The 16113-nt window shown below is 74.2% G+C and carries 17 protein-coding genes; 10 read left to right on the top strand and 7 right to left on the bottom strand.

Features of this window, described 5'->3' with window-relative positions:
* Window positions 1–48: 48 nt before the first annotated feature.
* Complete coding sequence (locus OOK34_RS01735) at window positions 49–702, top strand: DUF5819 family protein (protein WP_267032086.1); 654 nt, start codon at window positions 49–51, stop codon at window positions 700–702.
* Window positions 699–1940: an HTTM domain-containing protein gene (locus tag OOK34_RS01730; RefSeq protein ID WP_267032085.1), complete on the top strand. Its 1242-nt coding sequence runs from the start codon at window positions 699–701 to the stop codon at window positions 1938–1940. The genes OOK34_RS01735 and OOK34_RS01730 overlap by 4 nt, the downstream gene beginning before the upstream one ends.
* 71 nt (window positions 1941–2011) lie before the next feature.
* Here OOK34_RS01730 and OOK34_RS01725 read toward each other — a convergent pair whose 3' ends face one another.
* Window positions 2012–2437 (bottom strand): OsmC family protein, encoded by a 426-nt coding sequence (locus OOK34_RS01725; RefSeq protein WP_267032084.1) that lies wholly within the window; start codon window positions 2435–2437, stop codon window positions 2012–2014.
* 60 nt (window positions 2438–2497) lie between these two features.
* Window positions 2498–3604, bottom strand: a complete 1107-nt coding sequence (gene zapE, locus OOK34_RS01720) for a cell division protein ZapE (protein ID WP_267032083.1) — start codon at window positions 3602–3604, stop codon at window positions 2498–2500.
* A gap of 36 nt (window positions 3605–3640) precedes the next feature.
* Here zapE and OOK34_RS01715 point away from each other — a divergent pair, with 36 nt between their 5' ends.
* From OOK34_RS01715 to OOK34_RS01680, 8 genes are all read left to right on the top strand, one after another.
* Window positions 3641–4423, top strand: coding sequence for a pyrimidine reductase family protein (locus tag OOK34_RS01715; protein ID WP_267032082.1), 783 nt, complete (start codon window positions 3641–3643; stop codon window positions 4421–4423).
* Between the two features lie 146 nt (window positions 4424–4569).
* On the top strand, window positions 4570–5037 hold the full coding sequence (locus OOK34_RS01710) for an indole-3-glycerol phosphate synthase (protein ID WP_267032081.1): 468 nt from the start codon (window positions 4570–4572) through the stop codon (window positions 5035–5037).
* Window positions 5038–5080: 43 nt separating this feature from the next.
* On the top strand, window positions 5081–6475 hold the full coding sequence (gene murC / locus OOK34_RS01705) for a UDP-N-acetylmuramate--L-alanine ligase (protein WP_267032080.1): 1395 nt from the start codon (window positions 5081–5083) through the stop codon (window positions 6473–6475).
* Between the two features lie 15 nt (window positions 6476–6490).
* Window positions 6491–6898, top strand: a complete 408-nt coding sequence (msrB, locus tag OOK34_RS01700; RefSeq protein ID WP_267032079.1) for a peptide-methionine (R)-S-oxide reductase MsrB — start codon at window positions 6491–6493, stop codon at window positions 6896–6898.
* 262 nt (window positions 6899–7160) lie between these two features.
* The gene (locus tag OOK34_RS01695; protein ID WP_267032078.1) at window positions 7161–9458 is read left to right on the top strand and encodes a nitrate- and nitrite sensing domain-containing protein; all 2298 of its coding nucleotides are present in this window, start codon (window positions 7161–7163) and stop codon (window positions 9456–9458) included.
* Window positions 9455–9871 (top strand): roadblock/LC7 domain-containing protein, encoded by a 417-nt coding sequence (locus OOK34_RS01690; protein WP_267032077.1) that lies wholly within the window; start codon window positions 9455–9457, stop codon window positions 9869–9871. The genes OOK34_RS01695 and OOK34_RS01690 overlap by 4 nt, the downstream gene beginning before the upstream one ends.
* The gene (locus tag OOK34_RS01685) at window positions 9871–10245 is read left to right on the top strand and encodes a DUF742 domain-containing protein (protein ID WP_267032076.1); all 375 of its coding nucleotides are present in this window, start codon (window positions 9871–9873) and stop codon (window positions 10243–10245) included. Before OOK34_RS01690 ends, OOK34_RS01685 begins: the two co-directional genes overlap by 1 nt.
* The gene (locus OOK34_RS01680; protein WP_267032075.1) at window positions 10232–10834 is read left to right on the top strand and encodes an ATP/GTP-binding protein; all 603 of its coding nucleotides are present in this window, start codon (window positions 10232–10234) and stop codon (window positions 10832–10834) included. The genes OOK34_RS01685 and OOK34_RS01680 overlap by 14 nt, the downstream gene beginning before the upstream one ends.
* Here OOK34_RS01680 and OOK34_RS01675 read toward each other — a convergent pair.
* The 5 genes from OOK34_RS01675 to OOK34_RS01655 are packed head-to-tail and all read right to left on the bottom strand — an operon-like array spanning window position 10831 to window position 16106.
* Window positions 10831–11733 carry an NAD(P)-dependent oxidoreductase gene (locus tag OOK34_RS01675; RefSeq protein ID WP_267032074.1) on the bottom strand — a complete coding sequence of 301 codons (903 nt, stop codon included), beginning with the start codon at window positions 11731–11733 and terminating at the stop codon, window positions 10831–10833. The two genes, OOK34_RS01680 and OOK34_RS01675, sit on opposite strands and share 4 nt — an antisense overlap.
* Entirely contained in the window at window positions 11730–12815 is a 1086-nt protein-coding gene (locus tag OOK34_RS01670; RefSeq protein WP_267032073.1) for a cytochrome P450, read from the bottom strand. Before OOK34_RS01670 ends, OOK34_RS01675 begins: the two co-directional genes overlap by 4 nt.
* Window positions 12812–14341, bottom strand: coding sequence for a class I adenylate-forming enzyme family protein (locus OOK34_RS01665; RefSeq protein ID WP_267032072.1), 1530 nt, complete (start codon window positions 14339–14341; stop codon window positions 12812–12814). The genes OOK34_RS01670 and OOK34_RS01665 overlap by 4 nt, the downstream gene beginning before the upstream one ends.
* Window positions 14341–15087 carry a glycosyltransferase family 2 protein gene (locus tag OOK34_RS01660; protein ID WP_267032071.1) on the bottom strand — a complete coding sequence of 249 codons (747 nt, stop codon included), beginning with the start codon at window positions 15085–15087 and terminating at the stop codon, window positions 14341–14343. Before OOK34_RS01660 ends, OOK34_RS01665 begins: the two co-directional genes overlap by 1 nt.
* Window positions 15084–16106: a 3-oxoacyl-ACP synthase III family protein gene (locus OOK34_RS01655; RefSeq protein WP_267032070.1), complete on the bottom strand. Its 1023-nt coding sequence runs from the start codon at window positions 16104–16106 to the stop codon at window positions 15084–15086. Before OOK34_RS01655 ends, OOK34_RS01660 begins: the two co-directional genes overlap by 4 nt.
* Window positions 16107–16113: the final 7 nt, after the last annotated feature.

The raw sequence follows: 16113 nt of genomic DNA, 5'->3' as shown, positions 1-16113 counted from the left end.
CGCAATCGGACACGTGATCAGGCCCGGCGGAATCAGGAGCGCACAGTCATGACGGGCACTCAGGAACACCCTCCCCAGGCCTGGTCACCGCCGGCCCTCGCGGCGCTCGTCGCGGGCGCCGTCGTCCTGGCCGGCGCCGCGCTGTGGCACGGCGCGACACTGTTCCTCTCCCTCGCACCCCCCAACGGCATCTCACGGGAGTACGCGGCGGCGATCGAAGGCCACGTCCGCCCGGAGTTCGGGCAGGACTGGAAGCTCTTCGCCCCCAATCCGGTCCAGGAGAACGTCGCGATCTCCGCACGCGTACGGACCGGCACGGCTGACGGCGCCGGCGGCGTCGGGCGGTGGACCGATCTGACCGCGCAGGACATCGAGGCCTTCCGCGGCACCGCGATCCCCAGCCACCTGCACCAGAACATGCTGCGCCGGGCCTGGGACTTCTACACGGTCACCCACGCGGACGAAGGCGGGGCGGCCCCGGACGCGCGTGCGGGCCTGTCCGAGCGCTACCTCAAGCGCGTCGTGCTCCAGCGCCTCGCCCCCGCCGCGAGTGGAGAGCGGCCCGTCGTCGCGGTCCAGCTCCGGACACGGGCGACGGCCGTGGAGCCGCCCGACTGGGACCTCAGTCCCCTCGACACCACCCCCCGCGAACTGACGCTGCCCTGGTGGCCGGTCGCGGGGGAGGACAGGCAGAACCTGTGACCCCCGACGAGAAACCGGCCCGAGTGATCCCCCTCATCCCGGCGCCCGCCCCGGCGCCGGACGGGCCCGGAACCGCTTCGCCCACCCGCCCCCCGGCCCCACCGGCCGCCGGCGCCGGGGAGGAGCCCGCCCCCCGGCGGTCCGTCCCCGAGCTGCTGACCGCGTTCGTGGAGGCCACCGGCCGGATCCGGTTCCCCCACCAGGCGGCGGTCGTCCGCATCGGCTTCGCCTTCGTCTGCGCGGGCTTCCTCGTACGCGAATGGCCGCACCGCCGGATCCTGTTCGGCGACCTCAACCCCTGGTCGATGGACATGGCCGTACGGGTGATCGGTGAGGACCGGGCCTTCACCGTGCTGACCTGGTGGACCGGCCGGTGGTGGTTCGAGACCGTCTACCACGCCACCCTGGCGGCCGCCCTGCTGCTGATGGTGGGCTGGCGGACCCGCGGCACGTCCGTGTTCTTCATGGTGGGCGTGCTCTCCCTGGAGTTCCGCTCCCCCTTCCTGGGCGACGGCGGCGACAACGTCCTGCGGATCATGGCCATCTACCTGGTCTTCCTGCGCTGCGCCGACGTCTGGTCGCTCGACGCCCGCCGCCGGCGCCGTCTGCGGGAGGCCGGTGCGCGGGACCGGTCCGGGCTGCACCTGTGGCAGGGGACGGGCGCACTTCTCGGAGTCCTGTTCGGATTTCCCCAGTGGGGCTGGAGCGCCGTGCTGTGGGCCCTGTGGGCGGCCCACGGACTGCGCCACGCGGCCGTGCTGTGGTTCCCGGAGCACGAGGCCCGCCCGGTGCTGGACCGCCTGACCGGCATGCTGCACAACTGCGCGATGGCCGTGCTGGCCCTACAGGTCTGCTTCATCTACGCCACCGCCGGCTGGTACAAGATCCAGGGTTCGCGCTGGCAGGAGGGCAGCGCCCTGTACTACGCCCTGCACCTGGACCACTTCCGGCCCTGGCCCTGGCTGTCGGAGCTGCTGGCCTCCGGGATGGTCCCGCTCGTGGTCATGGCGTACGCGACGGTGGTCATCCAGGTGGCGTTCCCCTTCACCCTGGCCAACCGCAGGATCAAGAACGTCCTGCTCGCCGTGATGATGGCCGAGCACGCGGGGATCGCCGTGGTCCTCGGGCTCCCGTTTCTCTCCGTGGCCATGATCGTCTGTGACGCGCTCTTCCTGCCGACCGCCGTGCTGCTCGCCCTGGACGCGCGCGTCCGCAGGGCGCTGACCACCCGGGACTGACGTAAGCGGGCGGCCCGTCACCCCACCGGGCCCCGGCGGGGTGCGCGGGGGCCCGGCGGCGGTGCGGGGAATCAGGCGAGGGTGGCGCTCAGGGTGATCGTCGTACCCGTCAGGGCCTGGCTGACCGGGCAGTTCTTCTTGGCGTCCTCGGCGACGGCGGCGAAGGTGGCCGCGTCCAGACCGGGGACCTCGGCCTCCACCGTCAGGTGGATGCCGGTGATGCCCTCACCGGGCTGGAAGGTCACATCGGCCTTGGTCTCCAGGCGGGTGGGCGGGGTGCCCTTCCCGTCCAGGGCGTGGGACAGAGCCATCGAGTAGCAGCTGGAGTGGGCTGCGGCGATCAGCTCTTCCGGGCTGGTCTTGCCGTTCGCGGCCTCGGAACGGGCGGGCCAGGAGACGTCGTACGAGCCGAGGCCCGAGGAGTCGAGGGTGACGACACCCTTGCCCTGCAGCAGGTTGCCTTCCCAGATGGTGTGCGCGTGACGCGTGGTGGCCATGGTGATCCCTTCGCAGAAGTGGAAACGGCCGGGCCAAAGAAGCGCCCGGCCGTGCCAAACCTACTGGGACACCAGGGGTTTCGCGTCGCGTGCGAGCGCGGTGAGCCGCGATATGGCTCGGAAGTACTTCTTCCGATATCCGCCGTTGAGCATTTCTTCACTGAACAGCCGGTCGAAGGGCACCCCGGAGGCCAGCACCGGGACCTCGCGGTCGTACAGCCGGTCGGCCAGCACCACCAGACGCAGGGCCGTCGACTGGTCCGGGACCGGGCCGACGTCGGTCAGGCAGACCGCCGAGATCCCGTCCGTGAGCGCCCCGTAGCGGCTCGGGTGGACCTTCGCCAGGTGCTCCAGCAGCCCCGGGAAGTCGTCGAGGCTCGCGCCCGGGGTCGCGTACGCGGCCTTGGCCACCTGCTCGTCGGAGAACGGCGCGGGGGCCTCGGGCAGGCCGCGGTGGCGGTAGTCCTGGCCGTCGATGCGCAGCGGCCGGAAGTGGGCGGACAGCCCCTGGATCTCGCGCAGGAAGTCGGCGGCGGCGAAGCGGCCCTCACCGAGCTTGCCGGGCAGCGTGTTGGAGGTGGCGGCCAGCGCCACGCCCTGCTCGACGAGGCGGCTGAGCAGAGAGGACACCAGCACGGTGTCGCCCGGGTCGTCCAGCTCGAACTCGTCGATGCACAGCAGCCGGTGCCCGCCCAGGGTCTGCACGGTCTGCTGGAAACCGAGCGCGCCGACCAGGTTCGTCAGCTCCACGAAGGTGCCGAAGGCCTTGAGCGCGGGCTCGGCCGGGGTGGCGTGCCACAGGGAGGCGAGCAGGTGGGTCTTGCCGACGCCGTAGCCGCCGTCGAGGTAGACCCCGCGCGGGCCGGCGGCGGGGGCGGCGGCCTTCCTGCCGAACCACTTGCGCCGGCCGGCGCCGCTGGCGTGCGCCCCGCCCAGACCGGCGGCGAAGCCGCTCAGCACGGTGACGGCCTCGGTCTGGCTCGGCTGGGCCGGGTCCGGGTTGTAGGTGTCGAAGCGCACCGAGTCGAAGCGGGGCGGCGGGACCATCTCGGCCACCAGCCGTTCGGCGGGCACGCGCGGTTCACGGGTGCACAGAGCCAGCGGGCCCGCGTCGGCTATCGGGGGCTGCCCGGAGGCAGGACCGGAGGTGGAGAGTGATGTTGACACAGCTCTTAACTCTACGGGGCGTGTCACACTGCACCGATGCGACGCCTGTTCCCTGTGACCGATCAGACATCCGCCGCCTCCGGGGACCCGGCCGACCGCGAGTGGTCGCTGGACGAGCTCGCGGACGCCTACGCCTATCCCGAGCTGGCCCCCGGCGCGCACTGGCTGCGGGCGAACATGGTGTCCACCCTGGACGGGGCCGCCCAGCACGAGGGGCGTTCGCAGCCCATCTCGGGCGAGACCGACATGCGGATCTTCGGCACCCTGCGGGCGCTGGCCGATGTGGTGGTGGTGGGGGCGGAAACGGTTCGCCAGGAGGGCTACCGCCCGGCCCGGGCCCGGGAGGCCTTCGCGGCCCGCCGCGCGGCCGCCGGGCAGGGCCCCGCCCCGGCCATCGCGGTGGTCACCGCGAGCCTGGACCTGGACTTCACCCTGCCCCTGTTCACCTCGCCCCTCGTACCCACGCTGGTGGTCACCGGGGCCGGCGCCCCCGCCGACCGGGTGGCCGAGGCCGCCGCGGCCGGGGCGGAGGTGGTGGTGGCGGGCGACGGGACCGGGGTTGACCCGGTGCGGGCCGTGCGGGAGCTGGCCGCGCGCGGGCTGCGCCGGCAGCTGACCGAGGGCGGGCCCCGGCTGCTGGGCCAGTTCGTGGCCGCCGACGCGCTGGACGAGCTGTGCCTGACGATCTCCCCGATGCTCACGGCGGGCGACGCCCAGCGGATCTCCGGCGGGCCCTCCGTCACGGTTCCGCACCGGCTCGCGCCCGCCTGCGTACTGGAAGAGGCCGGGTTCCTGTTCACGAGCTACCGTCGGATCTGAGAAGGAGCGGAATTTCTCGTTCCGCTTAGCTTCCGTCGGGCACATACCTGGGCACACATATCCGCGAGGCCCCGCGCGACAGCGGGGCAGGATGGTTTCCGCAGGGGCCGGCCGACCGGTCTCGGCCCATGAAGGAGAGGGCGTCCGTGTTCACGAGCGTATTGATGATCGAGCAGCCGCTGACCACGGTGGACGTGGACTTCGTCACCACTCTGCACGGAGACGACCCGGTCTCCTTCGTCGTCCTCATGCAACCCAGGGGCGACCAGGACCGACTGCTCCGCGCCATCGACGACGTAGCGCTCGGCGAGCTGCCCGAGGCCCTCCACGAGGCCGACGAACCCGAGGGTGAGGCCGCCCTGGGCCCCGCCGCACAGGCGCTCGAGTACTCCCTCGCGGCCCTGCGCGCCAAGGGCGCCAAGGCCGTCGGACAGATCATCGAGGCACACCCCCTCGACCATCTCAGGGCCGTCGTCGACGAGACGAACGCCGACGAGGTGATCGTCCTGACCGCCCCGCACCTCGTCGAGGAGTTCTTCCACCGCGACTGGGCCTCCCGGGCCCGGCACAAGGTGGAGGTTCCGGTGCTCAAGCTCTTCGCCCACAACGAATAGGCTGGGGCGGACACACCCCGCACTCGATCCTGGAGCGACCTGAATGAAGCCCGGCCTGCCGACCGCGATGGAACGGCCCCACTTCATCGGCATCGGCGGCGCCGGCATGTCCGGCATCGCGAAGATCCTCGCCCAGCGCGGCGCGAAGGTGGCCGGCAGCGACTCCCGTGACTCCGAGACCGCCCAGGCGCTGCGCGCCCACGGGGCCACGGTCCACATCGGGCACGCCGCCGGCCACCTCGCCGCCGACTCCACCTGCGTGGTCGTCTCCAGCGCCATCCGCGCCGACAACCCCGAGCTGGCCCGCGCCGCCGAGCTGGGCATCCCGGTCGTGCACCGCTCCGACGCGCTCGCCTCCCTCATGGAGGGCCTGCGTCCGATCGCGGTCGCAGGCACGCACGGCAAGACCACCACCACCTCGATGCTGGCGGTCTCCCTCTCGGCCCTGGGCCTGGACCCCTCGTACGCCATCGGCGGCGACCTGGACGCCCCCGGCTCCAACGCCCACCACGGCGAGGGCGACATCTTCGTGGCCGAGGCGGACGAGAGCGACCGCAGCTTCCACAAGTACACCCCGCAGGTCGCGATCATCCTCAACGCGGAGCTGGACCACCACGCGAACTACGCGTCGATGGACGAGATCTACGAGTCCTTCGAGACCTTCGTCGGCAAGGTCGTGCCCGGCGGCACCCTCGTCGTCGCCCACGGCCAGGAGGGCGCCGCCGAGATCGCCCGCCGGGTCGCCGGCCAGGAGGGCCTCACCGTCGTCACGTACGGCGAGGAGCCCGAGGCCGACGTCCGCATCACCAAGATCACCCCGCGTGGTCTGACCAGCGAGGTCACCGTCGTCATCGACGGCCGGATGCTCACCTTCACCGTCTCCGTGCCCGGCCGCCACTACGCGCACAACGCCGTCGCGGCCCTCGCCGCCGGTGTCGCCCTCGGCATCCCGGCGCACAACCTCGCCTCCGCCCTCGGCAAGTACACCGGTGTCAAGCGCCGCCTCCAGCTCAAGGGCGAGGCGGCCGGGGTCCAGGTTATCGACTCCTACGCGCACCACCCGACCGAGATGAACGCCGACCTGGAGGCCATCCGCGGCGCCGCCGGGGACTCCCGCATCCTGGTCGTCTTCCAGCCCCACCTCTTCTCCCGCACCCAGGAACTGGGCAAGGAGATGGGCCAGGCCCTCGCCCTGGCGGACGCCTCCGTGGTCCTCGACATCTACCCGGCCCGCGAGGACCCGATCCCCGGCGTCACCAGCGAGATCATCATCGCCGCGGCCCGCGCCGCCGGCGCCGACGTCACCGCCGAGCGCTCCAAGGGAGCCGTCGCCGACGTGATCGCGGGAATGGCGAAGCCCGGCGATCTCGTTCTCACCATGGGCGCGGGCGACGTCACGGATCTGGGCCCCCAGATCCTGGCCCGGCTGTCGAACTGAGGGAGCGGGAGCGTCATGGCGTACGAGGTCCAGAAGACGGACGAGCAGTGGCAGGCCGAGCTGAGTCCGTCCGAGTACCAGGTGCTGCGCCTCGCCGGCACCGAGCCCGCCTTCCGCGGTGAGTACACCGACACCAAGACGGAGGGCGTCTACTCCTGCCGCGGCTGTGGCTCCGAGCTCTTCCGCTCCTCGGAGAAGTTCGAGTCGCACTGCGGCTGGCCGTCCTTCTTCGACCCGAAGGACTCCGACGCGGTCGAGCTGAAGGCGGACGTCTCGCACGGCATGGTCCGCACGGAGGTGCTCTGCGCGAAGTGCGGCTCCCACCTCGGGCACGTGTTCGAGGGTGAGGGTTACCCGACCCCCACCGACCAGCGGTACTGCATCAACAGCATCTCCCTGCGGCTCACCCCGGCCGAGGGCTGAGGGGGACGCGCCTGCGGAGGCCTGCTCCGCCGAACGGCCCGGGCATCCGCCCGGGCCGTTCGCGTTTCCGGGCGCTTCGACGACAGGGCCTAGCATGTGCCGTGGCCGGAATCAATCTGTCCGCTTCTCTGGGATGGCTGGTTATGATCGGCCTGCACATCCCGCCGAAGCCGGAACGGCCGTCCCCCCAGCCCCTCCCCAGGGCTGCGCCCGGTCCGACAGTTGGCATGTCCCCGACTCCTGCCTCCGCCCCCGAGGACCGATGTCTCCCATAGAACCCGAAGGCCCGCCAGGGCCGTCGACGCCGCGTCGCCGGCGCAGCGTACGCCTGCGTACGCTGCTGATCTGGCTGGCCGTGGTCCCCATCGCCGCGATGAGCACCCAAGTGGCCGTGACCGCTCAGCGCTTGCTGGCACAGTCCCAGCACCTGCGGGCCGATGTCGCGGCCGCCGAGCGGTTCGGCGCACCGCTGTACACCCTGATGGTCGACATACAGGCCGAACGCGCGCTGACCGCCGCGCGGTGGGCGGGCACGGCCGGGGCCGAGGAGGAGCTGAGGGTCCGGCGGCAGGCCACGGACCGGGCCGGGACCGATTTCCGCGGGCTGACGGCCGGTGCGGCCCAGTCCTTCGGGGAGGTGAACCGACGCCTCGACGGCCTCGCCGAGTACCGCCGGCGCGCGGATGCCCGCAGCGGCGGCGCCGACGGCACGCTCGGCTACTACACCGGGGTGGTCGAAGCGATCATCCAGGTCTACCAGCAGGAGTTCAGCCACGCCGAGGACCTCGAACTCGCCCAGGTGAGCCGCCCCGTGGTGCCCATGCTCTCGGCCACCGAGATGGTGGCCCGCGAGGACGCGCTCCTGGCCCTGGCCGGGCCGTCCCGGGAACTGAACGACGCCGCCTACGACCAGTTCGTCAAAGCCGTGGGAGCCCACCGCTACCTGCACGAGACGTGGATCGCGCCGTACCTGTCCGAGCGGGACCGGCGCTTCTACGAGCGGATCACCGCCTCCCGCGACTGGCAGACGAAGATCCGTATCGAGAACGCGATCGTCTCCGACCACACGGACACCGAATCCGGCATCAGGCTGCCCGCCGAAGTGGGCGGCTGGCGCTCCGCGTACGAGAACGTCTCGGTCCAGACGGCCACGCTCAACGTCGACCGGGCCCGGGAGGTCCTCACGCGCGGCGAGGCCGAGGCCGCGCAGCTGCAGACCGAAGTCGCCTGGCTGATCGGGTCGAGCGGCGCCGGGCTGCTGGTCGTCGTGGCCATCGTCGTACTCACCACCAGGTCGGTGCTGCGCCGCCTGCGGGGCCTGCACGAACGCACCGTGGCCATCGCCGAGAAGACGCTGCCGGACGTCGTGGCCCGGCTCCAGCGCGGACAGTCCGTCGACGCCGACGCGCTGCCGGCCGTACGCGGCGGCCGGGACGAGGTGAGCCGCATCGACGACGCCTTCGCGCGGGTCGTCGCCGTGTCCGTCGACGGACACCGGCAGCTCGCCGCCGAGCGCCACGGATTCGGCATGTTCGCCGCGGGCATCGCCTCGCGCACCGGAAACCTCGTCAGCCGCCAGCTGAACCTCACCGAGGACATCCAGGACACCTTCGGCCACGACGAGGCCCTCCTCGCCCAGCTGATGCGGTCCGACCAGCTGACCGTGGGCATGCGCCGCCAGATCGAGAACCTCCTCATCCTGGCCGGCGGCGAGGTCCCCGACCCGCACACCGAGCCCATGCGCGTCGCCGACCTGCTGCGCGAAGCCGCCGCGGAGGTCGAGGACTTCCGCCGGATCGAACGCCAGGCCCTGGACGAGATCAGCGTGGAACCGCACGCGATCAGCCAGATCAGCCACCTGCTGGCCGAGCTGCTCGACAACGCCGCCCGCTTCTCCCCGCCGAGGTCCAAGGTGGTCATCCGCGCCGAACTCGTCGCCGACGGGCTGTCGGTCGAGATCGAGGACCGCGGGCCGCGGGTCACCCCCGCGAGCTACGAGGAGATGAACGCACGCCTCCACTCGGCCCCGCCCTACTCCGTCCTCGCGCAGAACGCCCACCGGCTGGGCCTCTTCGTGGTCGGCCACCTCGCCGACCAGCTCGAGGCCGCGGTCACGCTGCGCCGCTCCGTGTACGGAGGGACGTCCGCCGTGGTGATCCTCCCCCAGGAGCTGCTGGTGGCGACCGTACGGGAACCCGAGCGCGAGCCGCTCCCGTCCGAGCCCCCCGCACCGCGCCCCTCCGACGCCCGCGCCCCCGAGCTGGTACTGCACACCAGCGCCGGGCTGCCGGCCCGCCCGATGCCCGACGGGCCGCGCGAACGCCCGGCACCCCCCGCCGCCCCGCAGGCGGGGACCACGACCCGGGACACCGGCGCACGGCCCGCCCTCCCCGAGCGCGTCCCGCACACCCACATAGCCGAGCAGCTGCGCGCACCGCGCGCGGAGCAGGGCGTCGCCGCCCAGGACACCGCCACCCCCGAAGAGGTGGCCGACGCCTGGGCGGACTACGAACGAGGGACCCAGACCGTGGAAGAAGAGCTCCGACAGGATCAGAGATGACGACCTCACCGAACACCGCGACCAATGACGCGATCTACAGCGTCCTGGACAACAACCTGAGCCGGATCGCAGGCATCCAGGGAGCCGTGCTCCTGTCCAACGACGGGATCAAGCTCAGCGCCTACCTCCTCGAACGGGACCGCGCCGAACGCATAGCCGCCGCGTCCTCCGGCATCGCCGCCACGATGAAGGCGATCTCCAGGGAGATCGACGGCGGCCGGGTCATCCGCCAGCTGGTCGAGATGGACGACAGCTACCTCTGCATCGTCGGGTGCGGCGAGGGCAGCACCCTCATCGTGGTGACCTCCCGCCGGGCCCGCCTCGGAGAGCTGGGCGGCGAGGCCGTCCGCACCGCCCAGGCGCTCGGCGAGTGGCTGGGAACCCCCGGACGCACACAGACGCCGTCGTCGTAATGCCCGACGAGCCGCAGCGCGCGGGGCAGGCCGGACGGCGCCGGACACGGCTGTACGCCCTGACCGACGGGCGTACGGCCACCCCGCACACGGTCCTCACCATGGACACCACCATCACGGCGGCGGCCGCGACGGACGACCACGCCGGCCTGCCCACGGAATGGCAGGCCGTCCTCGCCCTGTGCGCCGGAGCGGGCGGCCTGGCGGTCGCCGAGATCGCGGCGCGCACGCACATCCGCCTCACCCCGATGACGCTGCTCCTCGGCGAACTCGCGGACCGCGGGCTGATCCACCACCGGCCTCCCCTGGAGGGGGCCGAGACCACCAATGTCCACCTGCTCATGAGAATCAGGGACAACCTTGCCCGCATATGACACCCCCGCCCCTGCCCCGGCAGCGGCCCCGGTCAAGATCCTCATCGCCGGGGGGTTCGGGGTCGGCAAGACCACCCTGGTGGAGACGATCTCCGAGATCGAGCCGCTGCGCACCGAGGAGCGGCTGACGAGCGCGGGCGTCGGCGTCGACGACCTCGACGGCATCGAGTCCAAGACGGTCACCACCGTGGCGATGGACTTCGGACGGATCACCCTCACCGACGCCGGAGTCGTCCTCTACCTGTTCGGCACGCCCGGCCAGGAGCGCTTCTGGTTCATGTGGGACGACCTGCTCAACGGGGCCCTCGGGGCGATCGTCCTGGTCGACACCCGCCGCCTCGACCGCAGTTTCCCGGCCGTCGACTTCTTCGAGAGCCGGGGCCTGCCCTTCGTCGTCGGCGCGAACTGCTTCCACGGCGAGCAGCACTACACCGCCGAGGAGATCCGCGCCGCGCTGCGCCTCCGAGACGAACGCACCCCGATCCTCATGCTCGACGCCCGCTCCCGCGAGGACGTACGGGGCGCCCTGCTCGCCCTCCTCGACACACTGATCGTCAAGGCGGAGGACACCGCGCAGGACACCCCCTAGCCGCGCAGTTCGCGCAGGTGGTCCGCCAGGGTCCGGCGCGGGGTCCAGCCCCGCGACCGGGCCCTGGTCACGTCCAGCACCACCGGGTGCGCCAGCTGGTCCACCGCGTAGGGGCTGAGGGCCGGCTCGGAGCCGGTGAGCCGGGCCAGCGACTGCGCCGCCCGCGCCGCGGCGCCCGCCACCGGGAGCGGCAGGTGCCGGATCCGGGCCCGCACCCCGTGCGCCCGCAGCACCGCGGCGATCGCCGCGTCCCGGCCGTACGGGGCCGCGTCCGCCACGTTGTACGCGCCCGGGGGCCAGCCCGGCGCCGCCAGGCAGGCCTCCGCCAGGTTCTCCACCGCCGTCAGGCTCAGCGGCACGTCCGGACCCGGCAGCAGCAGGGTCCCCGCCCGCACCCGGGACAGCAGCCGCGGCAACAGCTGGGTGTCGCCCGGCCCGTAGACCGCCCTCGGCCGCAGCACCACCGCACCGCCCGCCAGCGCCAGGGCCTCACCCGCCGCCTTGGTACGGCCGTACGCGTTCAGCTGGCCCGCGCGCGGATGGTCCTCGGTGACCCGCTCCCGCCCCCGGCGCGGGTCGTACACGCTGGCGCTGCTCACCCACACCACCGGCCGCCCGGCCGCGGCCCGCAGCAGCCGCGCCGTACCGTCCACGTTGACCGCGCGCATCGCCGCCTCCGCCCGCGAGCCCGGGGCCGGATCGCCCACGGCCGCCGCGCAGTGCACCACGAAGTCGGCCCCCGCCAGATCCGGCTCCCCGCGCGCCGCGTCCCAGAACCGGTGTTCCCCCACCGGCCCCGGCCTGCGGCCCACGCACACCACCGACGCCCCGCCCGCGGCGGCGGCCCGCGCCACCTGCCCGCCGCAGAACCCGCTCGCCCCCGTCACCGCGATCCTCACGCGCCCGCCCTCACCCTCAGCACGCGCCACCCCGGCAGCGCCGCCCCCCGGTCCACCCGGGCCCGCGCCACCACCGGCCGGTACCCGGCCAGCCCCTCGAGGACGTCGGCCAGCAGCGCGGTGGCCAGCCGGGCCCCCGGGCAGACGTGCGGCCCCGCCCCGAACACCAGCCGCGCCACCCCCGGCCCGGCCGGATCCCGGCCGTCGGGGTCACGCCGGTGCGCCCCGGCCGCGTGCCGGGCCACCAGCAGCAGCCGGTCCCCGCCGCGCACCGGACAGCCCCCGACCGTCCCCGCCCCCGCCGCGACCCGGGGCAGCACCGGCGAGGCCGCCGTGACCCGCAGCAGCTCCTCCACCAGCCGGGGCCGCAGCCCCCCGTCCGCGGCCTGCTCCCACAGCCCGGCGTCCGCGCACCAGGCGACGGCCCGGGGCAGGGCCGCCACGGTGGTGTTCACCGCGGCCACCGCCACCATCGCGTCCAGGGCGTCCCCGCCGCCCAGCAGCCCCTGGAGCCGCTCCGCCGCCCCGGCCGCCCGCGCCGCCGCCCCGGGCCTCGGCGGGCCCGGCAGGTGGCTGCGCACCGAGGCCGCCGCGGCCTGCGCGGCCGCCTCCGCCAGCTCCGCCGGCCCGGCCCCGCACTCCAGCAGGGCGCCCGCCACCGACCCGGCCAGCTCCCGCGCCAGTTCCACCACGTCCACCTCCGCACCCCGGCCCAGCGGCGCGAGCCCCCGTACCAGCAGCGGCTGCCACACCGCGCGCAGCCGCTCGACCCCGGCCGCCCCGAGCCCCTCCGCGAGCGAGCGCCGGCCGGCCCGGTGCCCGCCGCCCTCCTGGTCGAACAGCACGCCCCCGCCGCCGCCGAGCGCCTCCCGCGCGGCGCCGCCGGTCGTCCCCGCGGCCGTACGGTCCAGCGGCAGCCCGGTCAGCGCCTCCCGGTAGGCCTCCGCGTCGTGCACCAGCACCGTGCCCCCGATCCGGCGTACCGCCCGCCCGCGCGTGGCGGCGAGCAGCCCGAACAGCAGCGGGTGGCTGCGCAGGTAGACCCTGCGGTCGCGCCGGCGCGCCCTGGTGTGACCGCTCATCGGGCCGGTACCTCCCTGATCGAAGTGGTGCTGTACGTGCTGCCGGGCGGGGCGCCGAGGCGGCGGGCCGCCAGCGCCGACACCGCCGCGCGGTCCGGTTTGCGCGAGCGCCCCGACAGCGGGATCCGCGCGAACAGCAGCGCGTCCGGGCGGGCCGTGCCCATCCGCCGCAGCGGCTCCGACAGCGCGGCCCGCAGGGCTGGTTCGGGGACACCGGGCTGCGGCTGGACCACCGCCACCAGACGCTCGTCCCCGTCGCCCGCCGGAACCCCGACGAGCACGCCCAGCTCCACCCCCGGCACGTGCAGGGCCGGCTCGTACAGACCCGGGTAGATGTTCTCCGCCCTGCGCAGCACCATGTCCTTGCAGCGGCCCTCCAGCACGATCCGGCCCGCGCCGTCCAGGCTCGCCCGGTCCCCGGTGGCCACCCACGGATCGGGCGCCTCCCCCAGGTAGCGGTCCCGGGCCGCGGGCCCGGCCAGCAGCAGCTGCCCGTCCGCGTCCAGGGCGGTCCGCACCCCGGGCAGCGGGGCGCCGACCAGGTCCCCGGCCCCGTCGAAGGCCGCCTTCTCCCGGGACTCCACCGCCGCGGCCGGGAACAGCTCCGTCAGCGCGTACACCCCCCACGCCTGCTCCGCGCCCGCCTCCCGGACCCGGCCCAGCAGGGCGGCGCTCGCCGGAGCCGAACCCGTCCACACCCGGCCCCCGAACCTGGCCCCCGCGCCGAGCGCGTCCCGCAGCTGCGGCGGGGTCAGGTAGCTGTCCCGGGGCCGCAGCCGGGCCAGCTGGCGGGCCAGCACGGCGGGGGAGCGGGCCGGCAGCGCGACCGGCGCCCCGCGCGTCAGCGAGGGCACCAGCACGAAGAAGGTGCCGCCCAGCACGGGCCCTTCGGCACAGGCGTCGAACAGCGCCGACACCGTCTCCATCCCCGCGGCCAGCCCCGCCCGGGTGTGCACCACGGCCCGGGGCCGCGAGGTGGTCCCGGAGGTGAACACGATCACCGCGTCGCCATCCCCCTCGTACCCCTCGCCCCCGGCGGGCACCCCCGCCCGCGGCGCCCCCAGGTCCAGCGCGGGCGCGCACCCCGGCAGCCGGGGCCCGACGGTGGCCACCGGACCCAGCGCGGCCAGCTCCGGCAGCTCCAGCGCCGCCCGCCGGGCCAGCGGCCGGGCCCACCCCGCCACCGCCTGCGCGGCGGCGTCGGCCAGCACCAGCGCGGGCCGCGCCAGCGCGAGCCGGGCCCGCAGCACCTCGGCCCCGGCCCCGGGGTCCAGCACCGCGCCGCGCAGCCCGAGCCGCCACAGCGCGAGCAGCACCGCCAGCGCGCGCGGCCCGGGCCGTACGGCGACCCCGACGGTGTCCCCGGCGCGCAGCCCGCGCGCGTGCAGCGCGGCGGCGAACGCGTCGGCCAGTCCGGCGAGTTCACCCCGGGTGGCGCGTACCCGGGTGGCGCCCGTACGGGTGGCCGAGAGCACGGCGGGCCGCTCGGGGCGGGTGCGCAGCGCGTGGTCGAGTCGGTCCAGCATCAGCGGGGGTCGTCCGTTCCGTGTGTGCCGCTGCCCTGGTCGAGGTACCAGCGGGCGGTTCCGGCGAGGCCGTACGCGCGCAGCCGGCGCGTGGAGTTCTCCACGACCATGCCCCGGCAGCGGCTGATCCGGTCGGTGTGGCGGCGTACCGCGTTCAGGAAGAGCCGGTCCGTCGGCGAGGGCCGCCGGGGCATCCCGCCGACGGCCAGGTACAGCTCGGCGGTGATGGCCATGTTGTTCCCCGCGTGCATCCGGTACGGCGCCCGGAAACCGTGCCGGCGGGAGTGCTCGGGCCGCAGCCGCCCGAACAGGGCGGCCAGCGCCACCAGTGCGGTGAAGGCGGCCCGGCCCAGCGGCCCGTGCTCGTCGCGGCGCGCCGTGATCCGCCCGCACACCAGACCGGGCCGGCCCAGCAGCGCGGCCCGCGCCGCCCCCGCCCAACCGGGCCCGGGCAGGCAGTCGGCGTCCGTACGGGCCAGCAGGGTCGCGCCCCGCGCGATCGCGTACCGGAAACCGGTGTCCACCGCCGAGCCGACCCCCTTCTCCGGCTCCTCGATCACCTCCACCGGGAAGGGCGCGCCCGCCGCGAACTCCCGTGCGATCCCGGCCGTGTTGTCCGCCGAGGCGTTGTCCACGACCAGCAGCGTGAAGTCCCGGTCCCGCTGCGCGGCCAGCGCCCGCAGGGTGCCGCCGAGCCGCGCCTCCTCCTCGTGCGCGGGCACCACCACCCACATCCGCGTACTCATGACTTCTCCCAGACCATCGTCATGATGCTGATGCCCCCGCCCAGCCCGACGAACAACACCCGTTCACCGGCGGCCAGTTCCGGGAAGACCCGCTCCAGCTGCACCCCGATGCTCGCGCTCGCCACATTGCCCAGCTCGGGCACCGTGACCACCAGCTTGTCCGCCGGCACCCCGGTCAGCTCCGCGAACCGCTCCAGGTACGGCACCGTCACCTGGTGCACCAGCACCTTCGCGAAGCCGTCCCAGCCCATGCCCGTCCGGTGCAGGGTCCGGTCTATGACCGCCGTGCCCACCTTCTCGAAGACCCCGCGCAGCTCGTGCCCGTCACCCTGGAAATACGTGTACGCGTCCCCGCGCGGGTACCGCGACCCGCCGCCCGGGATCCCCCCGACCTCCCAGTGCTCCGAATGCGTCTCACTGTCCACGTCCAGGATCCCGCCGCGCTCCACCGCCTCCAGGAGCACGGCCGCGCCCGCGTCGCCGAAGGTGTAGCCGGCGAAACCGCTGCGGAACTCCGCGAAATCGGCGGGCGCCCTGCGCACCGCCCGGCTCGGGGTCTCCCCGGTGACCACGAGCGCCCGGCGGGCCCGCCCCGCGAGGATCGCGCTGCGCGCGAGGTCGATCCCGTTGACGAAGCTGTTGCAGGCGTTCGTCACGTCCACGGCGTGGGCCCTGGAGCCGAGTTCCGCCTGCACGATGTGCGCGGTGGCGGGCTCGACCATGTCCCGGGAGGCGGAGGCGAAGACCAGCAGGTCCACGTCGAGCGGGCCGAGCCCGGCCGAGTCCAGCGCCCGGCGGGCCGCGCCCACCGCGAGCGTGGAGGCGTACACCCCGGGGCCCGCGACCCGGCGCGAGACGATCCCGGTGGCCTGTGTCAGGAGCCGCGCGGGCAGCGTCAGACCACTGCGCCGGGCCACCTCCCGCTGGAGGTCGTCGGAGGACAGCACGTCCTCGGGCAACAGGCTGCCGACGGCGGTTATGCCGACGCGCGGCCGGGGATCACATGGCTGAAACGTCATGCCCCCA

The sequence above is a fragment of the Streptomyces sp. NBC_00091 genome (genome assembly GCF_026343185.1).
Lineage (GTDB): Bacteria > Actinomycetota > Actinomycetes > Streptomycetales > Streptomycetaceae > Streptomyces.
The sequence above is the reverse complement of the archived record's forward strand: the minus strand, read 5'-3'. Positions and strand labels throughout refer to the sequence as shown.